Below are 13,363 nucleotides of genomic sequence, written 5' to 3' on the forward strand. Positions count from 1 at the left end.
AACAAATCAAACAAAATCATTATTTATTTTGCAACAGGTTTAGGGTGTATTTACCTAGAAAATTACAACACAAAACAACATTCGGCTTTAGATATTTTGCCTACTTTTTCATTGAATGACATAGCACAACTTATCAATTTCAGACTTAAAAGAATGGTGGGCTAATCGATGGCGGGCAGTGTAAACAAAGTCATCCTTGTCGGTCATCTTGGTAAAGACCCAGATGTCAGAACAACGCAAGCAGGGACCAAGATTGTTAATTTGACGATGGCAACTAGCGAAAAATGGAAAGACAAGCAATCTGGGGAATGGAAAGAAAACACCGAGTGGCATCGTGTGGTCGTATTCAATGAACGTCTAGTAAACTTTGCAGAACAATATCTGACAAAGGGGCGTAACGTCTATGTAGAAGGACAATTGAAAACACGCAAATGGACGGATCAACAAGGTGTAGAGAAATATACCACAGAGGTCGTCATTGATCGTTTCCGTGGGGAATTAGTGCCAATGGATAGTAAAGATCAAGCGCAGACAGGATCGAATAATAACCAAGCCGGTTGGGAAAGCTCAACACCCAGTAGAAATAATCTTGACGCCGAAATACCGTTTTAGGGGGATGTGAGCAATGGGAAAAGCCAAGAGAAAAGCGCAGCCATGCTATCCTCAAATTGTCAAAGAACATGGGCTGCAAGAACAATGGAACTCTCGGCGGTACGAAGTCGTTCAAGAGCAAGACGAAGAAAGTCCAAAAAGAACTGTGGAGCGGTTGCGTAGAAAAAATTTTGTTGGAGAACTTTTTAACCGAAAGATTATCACTGAAGAGCAATTTAATTATGCCAATCAGTATGCCTTGCTTTGTGAAAAAGCATTAGGGGCAACACAAGATTTATACGCAAAAGTCAGTTTAATGAGTGTTAATCGTAATCAATGGGAGCCAACTTATTCTCAACACGAAGCGTATGAAAAGTTATTTGTTATTTGGGATGGGATGGGAAAGTTTAACATAAAGATTTTAAATATGGTTACTTTGGGTGATATGAATGCTAAACAAATTGGTATCGCTATAAGTCAAAATAGAAATCATATACTTGGTATGATTAAAGCAGTATTTGATTCATTAGAACATATTTTTAATAAACTATAAAATCCCACTTGTACGGTGCATACTTTTATGTTAACGTAGTGTCATCATCAAAGAATTGCGTCGTGATTACGACAGTCACTTGATGTTTATAAGAAATATACCAAACGTCCCAGTTTAATACGAGGGGCGTTTTTTGTTGTGGGAAATAGGAACTTGATTAAAAATCAAGATTAATTAAGAAATCAAGATGGAACATGGTGGGAAAAGAGAGAGAGCAGGGCGACCTAAAGGCGCAGTAAGCAAAAATAAAATAGCGCTTGATGAGATTAAAAAAGAAATCGAAGAAGGTAAGCAGCTAGCTCCTGTTGCTGTTATGGTTTGGATTATGAATAAGAGCCTTGAAGAAGGGAAATATGACATCACCCTTGATGCTGCATCCAAAGCCGCTCCTTACCTTCATGCGAAACTTGTCGAGTCTAAGGCGGAAATTACACAAATGAAACGACCAGATCAAATGACTGATGAAGAATTACATTATGTGGCTGGTCATTCAACGACTTCGGTCGATACCGAATAAATCTAGTTTTATATATATTTATTTGACTACACTCATACGAATACACTTCAAAATCCATCTAATCCGTATTCATATAAATTGTTTTTTAATAATGAATACAATGTATTTATATTATATTAGATTTAAAAGAATACAATATAATTTATTCTATTACTTTGGATCAGCTGGTAAAAAACCACGTTCTTTCATCTCGGCAAGTAGGTTAATTATCACAATTGTTTTTGGATCAACTTTACTTCCGCCTGATTTTTCACGATCTAGCGTGTTTCTCGCCCCTTTGTTAGTTCTGTAGTCTCCGTAGCTAGACATTACCCTGATAAATGCACTGTAGCTATACCCTAAATCTTTAATAGCTTTTTCTAAATCTTCTTTTGTTTCAATCTTGTATTTCATATCAAAACCTTTTATATTTAATTAAGAGAGATCGGGAAGGTTTCCCCTCCCAACCCCTCTTAGTGGTTTTTAAAAGGAATGCTGATCGTAATCTTTATTCCTTTTTCAGATAGCGAAAGTTCCAGTTTCACTATTTGAAGCAACCACCAGAGAAAAAGAATATAATCCATTCTTTTTTCTCCAATTATGTTGAGACCCCATTGTCTCAACACTTATAAAATTACCCCATTATGGGGTATATGTAAAGTAATAAAGTGCATTTTTCCTCGGAATTTTGCACTTTTTTTATGTCTTTTTTGTAAAATAAATTATCTAAATTTATGAATCGTCAACAGTTAGTAGAACAAGCACGGCAGGCAGCTTTAAAAGAGCTACAGGCAAGGAAAAACGCGCGTGAACATCTGATTGATTTTACAACTTATACAAAACAAGATTATCATGTCGGTGCGCATCATCGCCTGTTATGTGAAAAGCTTGAAGCAGTTGAACGAGGCGATATTAAGCGGTTAATGGTGTTTATGCCACCGCGCCATGGGAAGAGCGAACTTGCTTCTACGCGTTTCCCCGCTTGGTATATTGGACGTAATCCAACAAGACAGATCATTACCGCTTCTTACTCTGCGAAATTAGCAGACAAGTTCGGGCGTGATGTTCGGAATATTATATCAAGTCAATTGTATTCTAATATTTTTACTGATGTTGCATTGGCTCCTGATAGCAAAGCTAAGGACTTGTGGAACACAACAAAAGGGGGTGTTTTCTTAGCGGCAGGTGTTGGTGGTTCAATGACGGGGTATGGTGGGCATCTTGCTATTATTGATGATCCAGTCAAAGATCGTCAAGATGCAGAAAGTGAAACGATCAGAGAGAATATATGGGATTGGTATAAATCGGTTTTACGCACGCGTATTATGCCAGGTGGGGCTATTATCATTGTTCAAACTAGATGGCATGTTGACGATTTATCAGGGCGTTTAATTAATGAAATGGAAAATGGCACAGGTGAAGAATGGGATATTATTAACCTTCCAGCCATCGCCACAAGTGATGATGATGCTCTAAATCGCAAAATCGGTGAGCCATTATGGTCAGAAGCGTATGGAATAGATGCCCTTGATGCAATTAAAATATCAGTTGGCGAACGAGATTGGGCTTCTTTGTATCAGGGAAGCCCGATTATATCTTCTGGTACGTTCTTTAAAATCCAACAGATACCCATTATAGACGCAGCACCCAAAGCAAGCAAAATAGTTAGGCGATGGGATTTTGCAGCAACCAAAGAAACGGGGAAATATGACCCTGATTGGAGTGTTGGGGTTAAGATGCAACGCAATATAGACAATAGTTACACGATTATAGATATCGTAAGGTTCAGAGGCACCCCAGATGAGGTAGAAGCCGCCGTATTGGCAACAGCAAGCAGAGATGGGCGAAATGTTCAAATAGTTTACCCCCAAGACCCAGGACAAGCTGGTGTAGCGCAAGCGACTTATTACGCTAAGTTATTATCTGGCTATCGCTTTGAGGCAGTAAGAGAAACGGGTGATAAAGCGACGCGAGCGAATCCTTTTGCATCACAAGTGAATATAGGTAACGTCTCTTTATTAAGAGCACCTTGGAATAACAGCTTTATTGAAGAGTTACAATGCTTTCCAAGTGGCGCTCATGACGATCAAGTGGACGCTGCATCAGGAGCCTTCGAAATGATTGCAATTACGCTAAAACCCCAAACTATTATTTTTAATAAATCAGATTTAAAAAAAATCAGGATGTATTGATGTTTTCATTTTTTAAGAAGAAGCAGGTCGATAATAAAACACAAGATTCATCCGTAAGTAAGCAAGGGGTAAATTGGACAAGGTCAGGTTATACAGCAGAAAAAAGAATTGCTTTTGAAGAAATAATAAAACCATATGAGCCAGCCCCAGGAGTAATACCACAGGCAGTGATAGGATTGGATAGTGGACAAATTGTTCAGAATATTCCAGATATGGGTATGTATTCAGAATGGCTCGACAATTACTATGCAGATGGGTTGGGGTTTTTTGGTTATCCAAGATTATCAGAAATGGCACAACGACCAGAATATCGTAAAATGGTCGAAACATTGGCCAAAGAAGCCACGAGGGAATGGATTGTTTTTAAATCTAAAAGCAAAGACAAAGCCGAACGTATTGAAGAAATAGAAAAAGAATTTGACCGTCTAAGAGTTAAAGATATTTTTTATAAGGCGAGTGAGGATGATGGTTTTTTTGGTCTGGGCCATATTTTATTAGATTTTGGAGATCATAACCCGTCAAGTTTAATTCAACCCATTCGTATTGATGCAAGTTGTATTATCAAAGGCGGCCTTAAAAGAATAGTAAACGTTGAGCCAATTTGGACAAGTCCTAATGGCTATTCTGCGCTCGATCCATTAGATTCACAATTTTACAAGCCGAAAAATTGGTTTGTGAATGGTCGCATTATTGATTCTTCACGAATATTAACATTTGTTGCCAGAGAGGTTCCTGATCTTTTAAAGCCAGCTTATAACTTTGGTGGGATGGCATTAACACAAATGGCTAAACCGTATGTAGATAATTGGTTGGGAACGCGTCGAGCAATTGCGGACTTGATTAAATCTTTTTCAATCATCAATTTTCAGGTTAGCGCTCAACAGTTAATGGAACAATGTTTTGATGGAACAAATACACCAAAAGGGATAGAAGGCTTATTTGATCGTGTTCAGGGATTTAACCAGATGCGTCATAATCAAGGCACTTTTGTAACGGATAAAGAAACCGAGGATTTAAAAAGTATTGCTGTTCCCTTGGGAACGTTGGATGCTTTACAAGCGCAATCTCAAGAACAAATGGCGAGTATTGCAGGTCAACCGTTGGTTAAGATGTTTGGTATTCAACCCAGTGGTTTAAATGCGTCATCTGATGGTGAAATACGGGTTTGGTATGATGAAGTCTCTTCTTATCAGGAACATTTTTTTAAACCACAGTTAGAACGCCTATTTCAAATTGTGCAATTAAGTTTGTGGGGCGAGATTGATCCAGACATTAGTTTCGAGTTTGTTCCGTTGTGGCAGATGGATGATAAAAACAAAGCCGAAATGGAATTTACAAAAGCACAAACGGATGCGATTTACCTCGAAAACTCTGTCATGACCCCTGATGAGATCAGGCAACGTGTTGCCAATGACGAAGATAGTAACTACTCAACGGTGGATTTAACTGGGGAGGCTCCTGTAGTTGAAGAACCGGATTTGATGGATGAGGTGCCTACAAATGAAACGATGGAAGAAGCCTCAACATAAATTTCTTAAAGCAGGAGAGATTTTATTAAGACCTATTCAACCTAATGTGGGGGTAAATGCTTTTTATTATCGAGAGCTTTTAAAAGCAATTCAAGAAATGGACAAGTCTATTTCTTATTGGTTAACCGCTCGGTATGATAAGCATGAAGAACAAATTACGGGTGATATTGATCCGATTAGTGATCTGGCTAGTTTATTAAAAAAGCTAGCCAGTAAGTGGCAAGAGAGGTTTGCTAATTTAAGTAAGGAATTACCTAAAAAATTTATTTCTCTGGTTGTAACAAGTCAGGAAAGCGCATTTAGAGCTTCGTTAAAAAATTCGGGATTTGAGTTCTCTTTTAAACCAACTATTCGACAGAAACAAATTATCAAAGCTGCTACGATTGAAAATGTAGAGTTAATTAACTCTATTCCTAATCAATATTTTGATCAAATTCATACGATGGTAATGAATTCCGTAATGCAAGGTGGTGATTTGGGTGGTTTAACCAAAGAGCTGCAAAACCGTTTTCAAATCACAAAGCGAAGAGCAGCTTTAATTGCGAGAGATCAAAATCAAAAAGTCTTTAGCACACTCAATGTTGCGGCCTCTCTAGATGCGGGCATTACAGAAGGAATATGGAGACATTCCCCATTACGAAGAAATGCCAGAAAAACTCATTTAGAAGCAGACGGTAAGCGTTTTAATCTAGAGAAGGGTTTATCAATTAATGGCAAATATACTCAGCCAGGGCAAGAGATTAACTGTAATTGCACCTATGTTGCCATTATCCCTGAAAATGACGGTTTGAAACCAATATAGCGGTATAATTATGACAAAACTAGCTTATGACAAATTGCCAGTTAAATTTAGTTGGCAAGATGAAGACGGCCGTCTTTTTATTGATAAGACACCTATCAGTAAGGCTGTTGTTAATTCGTATTATGGGTGTGAAATCCCTGATGCTGAAAAGCTTGGGTGGGATGCACATAAATCTTATAATTTATTAAGACCTCCAGATGAGTTAGAACGTGCTGCCCCTACGTTTAATCGTCTTCCTGTGATGCTTGGTCATGTTCACGTGACTGCCGAAAATCCTCATTCAGAGCAGCGCAAAGGAACAATGGGGGAAAGGGCATCTTTTGAGTTCCCTTATTTATTTAATTCTATGGCAGTTTGGGATGAAGATGCCATTGCGGGAATCAAGGATGGCACAACAAGGGAAATCTCATGTGCTTATCGTTATGATGTAGACCCTACATCTGGTGAGTATGAGGGGCAACCGTATGATGGAATTATGCGTAATATTCGGGGAAATCATGTGGCTTTGGTAGAGAAAGGTAGAGCAGGGCCAGATGTATACGCATGGGATAGTAAAAGTGATTTAAACAAAGGTAATCAATTAATGGCAACAATAAGTAAAACTGCTCGATATCAATGGGCGACAAAAGTCAGCGAATTGCTGAAATCGAAAAAATTGGCAATGGATGCTTCCCCAGAAGATGTCGATGAAGCTGTAAAAAAAGCAGAAGATGAAGAAGAGCAAGAACCATCTCAAGCGCAAGACAACAGCGAAGAAGATACCTCACAAGATAATGAAAATACAGACCCACCAGAACCAGCTAAAAACACCTCAGAAGATGAGGGGGAAACTGTGGTCAATACACCCACACCTGTTTCTGCCACAAAAGGTGCGATGGATAGCGCGATGGTGGAAAAAATAGTGAATCAACGGATGGCTATTGCATCTAAAGAGTTTGATAAACGTCTCAATGAACAAAGGATCAGGTTAAAAGCAGCTGAACAGGCGAGAATAGAAGTATCACCTATTATTGGGAATATTGTTGCTCAGGATGCCGCTTATGATGATGCAGCCTCAATCTATCTAATGGGGTTAAATCATTTGGGTGTTGATAGTGCAACGCTTCCTAAGGATGCTAACGTATTAAGAACAATGTTCACCCAGATCAACGCTGCAAAACAACAAGCAGCATATTCATCACGGCCACTTACCGCTCAGGATAGTTCAAGTCGTGATGCTGTTTACCATCAACATGGTATTAAACCAATGAAGAAAGCGAGTATTGTATAATGGCATTTCAAAAACAGGTAAGTTATACATGGGCTCCTGCGGTCGAGGGGGATTTTGCTTCTACAAATCCAAGAGCAAGTGCTATGTCGATCGACGGATTGCGAGCTGGTGATGACGGTGTGACGATTGGTGTTTTTGCTTGGGTGAAAGACGATGGTGTAACTGTTGTTAACCAACAAACGGCAAAAGATATTAAACCAACAGGCTTTGTACGCAGAGGGATTAATACGGCAATTGTTGGATATATGCAAAATGCAACAATGACCTATCAACCTGGAATGCCTTTAAGCTTACAGACAATGGGTGACTATTGGGCCAGAAGTAAAAACGGCGGCACCCGTGGGCAAAAAATCTTTGTTTCCACCAAGGATGGCAGCGTTCTATGTGACGAGGCAGGAGTAAGTAAAACGGATTACATCGAAACCGATTGGTATTGCGCCCTAACTGCCAATGCAAATGAATTGGTTATTATTTCTTCAACTGCGGTATATTAAGAATGAACAAAAAACTCCCAACAATACGTCAAAATTTGGCTGTCCTTCAAGAGGATTATAATGCTCGTTTCGATGAGTGGTACAAACCTCCGATGGCGATGGATGCACAATCCACCCTAAATATGTCTCCGAATGCGGGTGTTCCCGTTATGTATACAACGGAAACCTTTAATGAGATTACGCGGGCAATTGTTACGCCTGCTCGTGCCTCAAAAATATATGGCGAGCGTCAGGCAGGCGATTGGACTTCCACTTTAATTCAGTTCCCTTTCGTTGAATCCACCGGCACGATCAGTGCTTATGATGATTACAGTCAGAATGCTCAGTCAAATGCAAATATGACTTGGGAGGTGCGCCAACCTTGGCTATATCAAACTTGGGCAGAATGGGGCGAACGTGAAATCGATATGGCAGCAAAAGGTAATTTCTCAATTATTGCTGAAAAGGAAATTGCTTCTGCAAATATTTTAAACAAAGCTCAAAATCTTATTTATTTATTTGGTGTGCAAGGGATTAGGAATTATGGGGCTTTAAATGATCCTGATCTGCCACCATCGATTCAGCCTACTTTAAAAACAGGTGGTGCTTTGAGTTGGAAATCGACGACCGACCCTCTTGAGATTTATAACGATTTCTTAAAATTGTTTGGCCAACTTAACGATCAAATGAGCGGCAACCTTTCTATGGACGATCCTCTCGTCGTTGTAGTTCCTAATGGGTTACAGCAATGTCTAGCCTATAAAAATGAATTTGGCCTCAGGATTAGAGAAATGTTAAAAGAAGATTTCCCTAATTTACGTATTGAAGCATTACCAGAAGCTGGTGATAAGCTATCTAATGGTAAATTAACCTCTAACATGATGCAAATGTTTGTTGAAACTTATCAAGGGATGCAGACTGTTTTCTGTGGGTTTACCTATAAAATGCGTGGACATCGCATGGAAAACTATTCTTCATATCAACGTCAAAAGAAATCACAAGGAAGCTGGGGAACCGTTTGGCGCTTTCCTGTTGCTTGTGCTTCTATGGTAGGGATTTAATCAATGGTAGAAATGGTAAGTGTTGCTTGTAAACGACCAAATGGTTTGATTTTAGAACTAAAAAAACATGACGGAACGATTGAAAGGGTAACATTAAAGGGGGCAACACAGTCCTCTTTTTTTAAACCTGAATTGGGAATGTTGCCAGGGTTATACGGCATTACCGAAGTTCCAGAGGAGTTTTGGCAGGAATGGACAAAGGTTAATAAAGACTATTCTCCTTTAGTCAACAAGGAGATTTTCGCCCAACCAACAGAAAAGGAAGTCGAAAAACAAGCTGAAGAATTGAAAGATGAGCAAACTGGTTTGGAAGGTGTCAATGAACAAGGCGTTGACGTAAAAACATTAAGTGAGAAGGAACAAGGAAAAAAGAAATAATGAACTTTAATTGTGCAAAATGGCGCGGTCAATATCCTTCGTTATCTTTATATTCAGATGAACAGATCAACGGTTTTGCAAGTCAGATACCGCTATATTTCAGTGATTGCAATAATCAGTGGGGATTATGCCCCGCCAAAAAAGAGCAACTTGAATTTCTTATTGTCGCCCATCTTGCCACATTGGATAAACGTAATAGTAATGGCGGATTGGTTGGCGCCATTACAAATGCATCTGAAGGGTCTGTTTCATTGGGAACAACGATGGGTAACTTAGGGAATATACCTGCATTTTGGTCACAAACGAATTATGGTATTGCGTTTTGGGAAGCAACTAAATTTATGCGTTCAGGAAAATATATTCCTCGCCGTCCCAATAGACGTTCAATCTCTTATCCATAATTCCAAATTATAAAGGAAAAAAGATGACCGCTAATAATGTTAAAGATAGTGAGTTGACGGATGAAAAAACAACGCAAACCAAAGCCCAAGATAAAAACGATACAAAGAAAAAAATTAACGATCAGAGATCAGGAAATGGAACAAACAATCAAGAGTTGGAACCAGATGGAGAATTGGGAAATACAACAAGCATTCCACGAGAATCCACAACGAGCGATAAAGATATATTGCTAACGATTGGCTGTAAATTTCCGAATGGTGTTGTTATTTGTGTCAACAACCAATCTATTTTATTAAAAGGCATTCAGGATATGCCCAACCGATCAGCATTACGCAATTATGGGCATGTTGGTTACACCCAGATTAAACAATCTTTATGGAGGGAATTTTTGCAGTCTCGTCAAAAATGGGCACCTTTAGAAAATGGTTCGATTTTTGTTGTAGGTGAAAATAATGGGGGTTAGTCTTAAAGGACCATCTATTCGTGATATTATTTTAAAGAAAATTCCTAACTTTGGTAAAAAATTAGTTCTTCAAGTGGGATATTACGAAGGGGCTTCTTACCCTGATGGAACCTCTGTAGGGGCAGTGGCTACAATACAGGAATATGGCGCTGTTATTCAACACCCAGGTGGCACGAAATATATCAAAGACGCAGTGACATCTAGGATGGTGAATGATCCTGATACGGGCAAGAAGAAAAAGGTTTATACTGTAGGTCTGCGTTTTGTAGCCAATAATTTTGTTGGAGAAACTTTGGTTACAGGTCCTCATACAATTGTTATTCCAGCGCGTCCATTTTTTAGAACTGCCTTAGAAAAAAATGCAGCAAAATGGCGCAGTGATTTTGCCAAGATATTTAAAAATACTGGCTTTGATGTTGAAAAATCAATGGCTGCCCTTGGCAGTATCATTAAACAAGACATCCAGCAACAAATTGATAACACCTACAGTCCCCCCAATGCCGCATCAACCATTAGAGCTAAGAAAGGTGAAACTCATCCGCTAATTGGGTTAAATAAGCAATTACGCAATTCGATTGCATGGCAGGTAACACAAATATGAAGCTACACTCTATGGTACGTGGAATGATAGGCACTGTTAATAATGATATAATAGTATCGTTATATCGGTCTATTCCTTATATCAAAAATGGAACGCATCAAATTCCACAATATGAACCACCTATTGAAATTACGGTGCAAGTTCAATCTTTATCCAGTAGTGATTTGCAATATGTTAATTTTACAACGATGCAAGGCGAGCATAAAGCTGTTTACTCAGAGTGTCAGCTTTATGGCGCTGATCGTGTTCGTGGCACTGGAGGGGATATATTAGAGTTTTATGGTAGGAGATGGTTGGTTGTTCAACGGTTAGAGGCTTATGAAAATTCTGGATGGTGTAAAGTTATGGTAACCTCTCAACTTGATCACCCACAAGATGATGAGGCGGAGATTGAGGATAATATATAATGTCAAAAGTCTTCTCAAAAGTCCCATCGGATCATGATTCTCCAAAACAAGAAAGTGTTGACATTGATGATATTTACGATTGTTTGGAACGTTTTTTAAATGCTTCGATTCCCGTAAAAGGTGGAGGAAAGCTCGAGGTAGTTTGTGGATTGTCGAACAGAACGGTTATTCCAACCCCACCTTTCATTATGATACAGTTGATTGATGAGGAACAACTTGCTTTTAATGAAAGCCGCTATACCAGTACGCATAAAGTTGTGCATGATTTTAATAAGGTAACCTTACAAATAGATTTTTATGGAAAAGATAATATTAAAGCCCATAAAATGGCTAAGTCTTTTCTAATCAGGTTTAATGATGATTGGGCAAGTGATCAGTTCAAAACTTATCAAAAACCGATCTTTCCCCTATATGCAGAGGGATTGCGTAATAATGTATTTATCAACAGTGAAAGTCAATATGAGGATCGGTATGTAGTCACAGCATACCTAGAATATCATCCTGAGTTTGGGATGTGTCAAGAAAGCGCCACAGAAATAATCATGTCGGTAAGATTAGCCGATACCAAGTAACCACCTTAATGGGTGGTTTTTTTATGTCTCATTAAGGAAACAAGAAAGAATGTCTATTCCTTTAAATAATATCGTAAAGATTAATCCAGGCGTATTGGACGTTGGGAATAACGGCAATAATCTGTTTGGGTTGATGTTGGTAAAACAAGATGTTGATACTGACGATGATACGAAAAAGCGTCTTGAAATACAGCGCGCTCTTCGTTCTAATCAAACAACTACGATCACCAATGCGGATCAGATTGGTAAGATTTTTGGTTATGATTCAACTGAATATGACCTTGCCACTGTTTATTTTGCTGGTTTTACTAATTCTGATCGTGTTGCCTCCACCCTTTATCTAGCCCCTTATTATACCAAAGATAGCAGTGCAAAACTGATCGGAGCCTCATTGGAGGCAATACGTTTAGAAGATTTGCGTACATTCTCTGGCGATATTCAGATTGAAATTGATAGTGTTATTAAAACGGCAACAAATATTGATTTCAGTAATGTGAATAGTTTTAGTGATGCAGCCGATATTCTAGAGAAAAAACTGGGTGTGATAGTCGTTTATTCTTCTGGTTACCATGCCTTTATTATCAGCTCTTTGACTACTGGGCAGGGATCATCGGTCGGTTTCGCAACAGGCAGCTTGGCAGATCGCTTACGGTTAACAGGTCAGAGTGGCGCAATGCAGTCAGAAGCGGTTTCAAATCCAACCATCCAAGGGCAGATGGATATCTTATGTAATGATAATCTTACCTTTTGCTCTGTATTCTTGTCATGGGAAGCGACATCGGATGAAAATATGTCTTTTGCTAAATGGGTCAATTCAATGCAAGATGATTGTTGTGTTATCTTGTCGGACAGCTCAAACGCAGCCATTATCGCTCAAACAGGAACCTCTTTCGCAGAGCAGGTTCATGCCGCTGGATATGAAGGGGTGGTTTGTGTATATAATAACCTTGAACTTTGTGCATTCATTGCTGGCTATCCTGCTGCGTGGGATTTAACCAAAACGGACGGACGGTTTACCGCTGCATTCAGGCGCAGCAACCTATTAACGCCGAACGTTATCCGTGAAGATCAGGCGTTGGCATTGAAAGCCAATGGATATAATTTCTACGGTTCTTGGGCTTCTGCAACTAGCAATTTTACCTTTATGTATGAAGGTCGCATTTCAGGACAATATATATGGCTCGACAGCTGGTTTTGTCAGGTCTGGATGCGTCGACAATTACAATATCAATTTGTATTGACTTTGTTGGCCAGAGGTCAAGTTCCTTACAATACTGATGGTAAAGGGATTTTAACCACAGCCATTAAACCTGCTATTAATCAGTTTATGAATTTCGGGGCGATCAGAACAGGAATATCTCTTTCTGACGATCAGGTTCAGTCTTTGAAACAAGCTGGGCTAAATCAGTCTCAAATTAACAATATTACAACGGTTGGGTATTACCTCAAAGTCGATATGGAACGTGTAACCCCTCAAACACGAGTGGCTCGTGGCTCCCCACCGATTAACTTTTGGTACACAGACGGACAATCCGTCCAAAGCATTATCATGAATAGTATCGAGATCCAATAA

The 13,363-nt window shown here is 39.2% G+C and carries 17 protein-coding genes; 16 read left to right on the forward strand and 1 reads right to left on the reverse strand.

Annotated elements, in window-relative coordinates; all coding sequences use genetic code 11:
* Window positions 1-168 precede the first annotated feature (168 nt).
* The 3 genes from ssb (at window position 169) to PQG54_RS11600 (ending at window position 1,661) form a co-directional block, all read left to right on the forward strand.
* Window positions 169-612, forward strand: a complete 444-nt coding sequence (gene ssb, locus PQG54_RS11590) for a single-stranded DNA-binding protein (protein ID WP_271790746.1) — start codon at window positions 169-171, stop codon at window positions 610-612.
* Window positions 613-625: 13 nt separating this feature from the next.
* Entirely contained in the window at window positions 626-1,144 is a 519-nt protein-coding gene (locus PQG54_RS11595) for a hypothetical protein (protein WP_271790745.1), read from the forward strand.
* Between the two features lie 187 nt (window positions 1,145-1,331).
* Complete coding sequence (locus tag PQG54_RS11600; RefSeq protein ID WP_271790744.1) at window positions 1,332-1,661, forward strand: hypothetical protein; 330 nt, start codon at window positions 1,332-1,334, stop codon at window positions 1,659-1,661.
* Window positions 1,662-1,811: 150 nt separating this feature from the next.
* Here the strand turns inward: PQG54_RS11600 and PQG54_RS11605 are convergent, their stop codons facing one another.
* On the reverse strand, window positions 1,812-2,054 hold the full coding sequence (locus PQG54_RS11605; protein ID WP_271790743.1) for a hypothetical protein: 243 nt from the start codon (window positions 2,052-2,054) through the stop codon (window positions 1,812-1,814).
* 320 nt (window positions 2,055-2,374) lie between these two features.
* On the opposite strand from PQG54_RS11605, the gene terL reads away from it, so the two are divergent.
* Genes terL through PQG54_RS11670 form a run of 13 tightly spaced genes read left to right on the forward strand, consistent with a single transcriptional unit; the run spans window position 2,375 to window position 13,363 of the window.
* On the forward strand, window positions 2,375-3,832 hold the full coding sequence (gene terL / locus PQG54_RS11610; RefSeq protein WP_271790742.1) for a phage terminase large subunit: 1,458 nt from the start codon (window positions 2,375-2,377) through the stop codon (window positions 3,830-3,832).
* Entirely contained in the window at window positions 3,832-5,361 is a 1,530-nt protein-coding gene (locus PQG54_RS11615; protein ID WP_271790741.1) for a DUF1073 domain-containing protein, read from the forward strand. Before terL ends, PQG54_RS11615 begins: the two co-directional genes overlap by 1 nt.
* A complete protein-coding gene (locus PQG54_RS11620; RefSeq protein ID WP_271790740.1) occupies window positions 5,333-6,163 on the forward strand; it encodes a phage head morphogenesis protein in 831 nt (276 codons plus the stop codon). Before PQG54_RS11615 ends, PQG54_RS11620 begins: the two co-directional genes overlap by 29 nt.
* Window positions 6,164-6,173: 10 nt before the next feature.
* Window positions 6,174-7,433: a DUF2213 domain-containing protein gene (locus PQG54_RS11625; RefSeq protein WP_271790739.1), complete on the forward strand. Its 1,260-nt coding sequence runs from the start codon at window positions 6,174-6,176 to the stop codon at window positions 7,431-7,433.
* Window positions 7,433-7,927, forward strand: a complete 495-nt coding sequence (locus tag PQG54_RS11630) for a structural cement protein Gp24 (protein WP_271790738.1) — start codon at window positions 7,433-7,435, stop codon at window positions 7,925-7,927. Before PQG54_RS11625 ends, PQG54_RS11630 begins: the two co-directional genes overlap by 1 nt.
* 2 nt (window positions 7,928-7,929) lie before the next feature.
* Window positions 7,930-8,967, forward strand: coding sequence for a hypothetical protein (locus PQG54_RS11635; protein WP_271790737.1), 1,038 nt, complete (start codon window positions 7,930-7,932; stop codon window positions 8,965-8,967).
* A gap of 3 nt (window positions 8,968-8,970) precedes the next feature.
* Entirely contained in the window at window positions 8,971-9,345 is a 375-nt protein-coding gene (locus tag PQG54_RS11640; protein ID WP_271790736.1) for a hypothetical protein, read from the forward strand.
* The gene (locus PQG54_RS11645; RefSeq protein ID WP_271790735.1) at window positions 9,345-9,746 is read left to right on the forward strand and encodes a DUF4054 domain-containing protein; all 402 of its coding nucleotides are present in this window, start codon (window positions 9,345-9,347) and stop codon (window positions 9,744-9,746) included. The genes PQG54_RS11640 and PQG54_RS11645 overlap by 1 nt, the downstream gene beginning before the upstream one ends.
* A 23-nt stretch (window positions 9,747-9,769) precedes the next feature.
* A complete protein-coding gene (locus PQG54_RS11650; protein WP_271790734.1) occupies window positions 9,770-10,210 on the forward strand; it encodes a hypothetical protein in 441 nt (146 codons plus the stop codon).
* A complete protein-coding gene (locus PQG54_RS11655) occupies window positions 10,200-10,811 on the forward strand; it encodes a hypothetical protein (protein WP_271790733.1) in 612 nt (203 codons plus the stop codon). The genes PQG54_RS11650 and PQG54_RS11655 overlap by 11 nt, the downstream gene beginning before the upstream one ends.
* Window positions 10,808-11,218: a phage collar protein gene (locus PQG54_RS11660; protein WP_271790732.1), complete on the forward strand. Its 411-nt coding sequence runs from the start codon at window positions 10,808-10,810 to the stop codon at window positions 11,216-11,218. Before PQG54_RS11655 ends, PQG54_RS11660 begins: the two co-directional genes overlap by 4 nt.
* Window positions 11,218-11,790, forward strand: coding sequence for a phage neck terminator protein (locus PQG54_RS11665; RefSeq protein WP_271790731.1), 573 nt, complete (start codon window positions 11,218-11,220; stop codon window positions 11,788-11,790). The genes PQG54_RS11660 and PQG54_RS11665 overlap by 1 nt, the downstream gene beginning before the upstream one ends.
* 49 nt (window positions 11,791-11,839) lie before the next feature.
* Window positions 11,840-13,363, forward strand: coding sequence for a DUF3383 family protein (locus PQG54_RS11670; protein WP_271790730.1), 1,524 nt, complete (start codon window positions 11,840-11,842; stop codon window positions 13,361-13,363).

The organism is Commensalibacter communis (assembly GCF_947179015.1).
Taxonomy (GTDB): Bacteria; Pseudomonadota; Alphaproteobacteria; order Acetobacterales; family Acetobacteraceae; genus Commensalibacter; species Commensalibacter communis.

What these genes read in the sequence shown, in the direction of transcription:
- ssb (WP_271790746.1), top strand. Translation starts at nt 169, where the DNA reads ATGGCGGGCAGTGTAAACAAAGTCATCCTTGTCGGTCATCTTGGTAAA.
- PQG54_RS11595 (WP_271790745.1), top strand. Translation starts at nt 626, where the DNA reads ATGGGAAAAGCCAAGAGAAAAGCGCAGCCATGCTATCCTCAAATTGTC.
- PQG54_RS11600 (WP_271790744.1), top strand. Translation starts at nt 1,332, where the DNA reads ATGGAACATGGTGGGAAAAGAGAGAGAGCAGGGCGACCTAAAGGCGCA.
- PQG54_RS11605 (WP_271790743.1), bottom strand. Translation starts at nt 2,054, where the DNA reads ATGAAATACAAGATTGAAACAAAAGAAGATTTAGAAAAAGCTATTAAA.
- terL (WP_271790742.1), top strand. Translation starts at nt 2,375, where the DNA reads ATGAATCGTCAACAGTTAGTAGAACAAGCACGGCAGGCAGCTTTAAAA.
- PQG54_RS11615 (WP_271790741.1), top strand. Translation starts at nt 3,832, where the DNA reads ATGTTTTCATTTTTTAAGAAGAAGCAGGTCGATAATAAAACACAAGAT.
- PQG54_RS11620 (WP_271790740.1), top strand. Translation starts at nt 5,333, where the DNA reads ATGAAACGATGGAAGAAGCCTCAACATAAATTTCTTAAAGCAGGAGAG.
- PQG54_RS11625 (WP_271790739.1), top strand. Translation starts at nt 6,174, where the DNA reads ATGACAAAACTAGCTTATGACAAATTGCCAGTTAAATTTAGTTGGCAA.
- PQG54_RS11630 (WP_271790738.1), top strand. Translation starts at nt 7,433, where the DNA reads ATGGCATTTCAAAAACAGGTAAGTTATACATGGGCTCCTGCGGTCGAG.
- PQG54_RS11635 (WP_271790737.1), top strand. Translation starts at nt 7,930, where the DNA reads ATGAACAAAAAACTCCCAACAATACGTCAAAATTTGGCTGTCCTTCAA.
- PQG54_RS11640 (WP_271790736.1), top strand. Translation starts at nt 8,971, where the DNA reads ATGGTAGAAATGGTAAGTGTTGCTTGTAAACGACCAAATGGTTTGATT.
- PQG54_RS11645 (WP_271790735.1), top strand. Translation starts at nt 9,345, where the DNA reads ATGAACTTTAATTGTGCAAAATGGCGCGGTCAATATCCTTCGTTATCT.
- PQG54_RS11650 (WP_271790734.1), top strand. Translation starts at nt 9,770, where the DNA reads ATGACCGCTAATAATGTTAAAGATAGTGAGTTGACGGATGAAAAAACA.
- PQG54_RS11655 (WP_271790733.1), top strand. Translation starts at nt 10,200, where the DNA reads ATGGGGGTTAGTCTTAAAGGACCATCTATTCGTGATATTATTTTAAAG.
- PQG54_RS11660 (WP_271790732.1), top strand. Translation starts at nt 10,808, where the DNA reads ATGAAGCTACACTCTATGGTACGTGGAATGATAGGCACTGTTAATAAT.
- PQG54_RS11665 (WP_271790731.1), top strand. Translation starts at nt 11,218, where the DNA reads ATGTCAAAAGTCTTCTCAAAAGTCCCATCGGATCATGATTCTCCAAAA.
- PQG54_RS11670 (WP_271790730.1), top strand. Translation starts at nt 11,840, where the DNA reads ATGTCTATTCCTTTAAATAATATCGTAAAGATTAATCCAGGCGTATTG.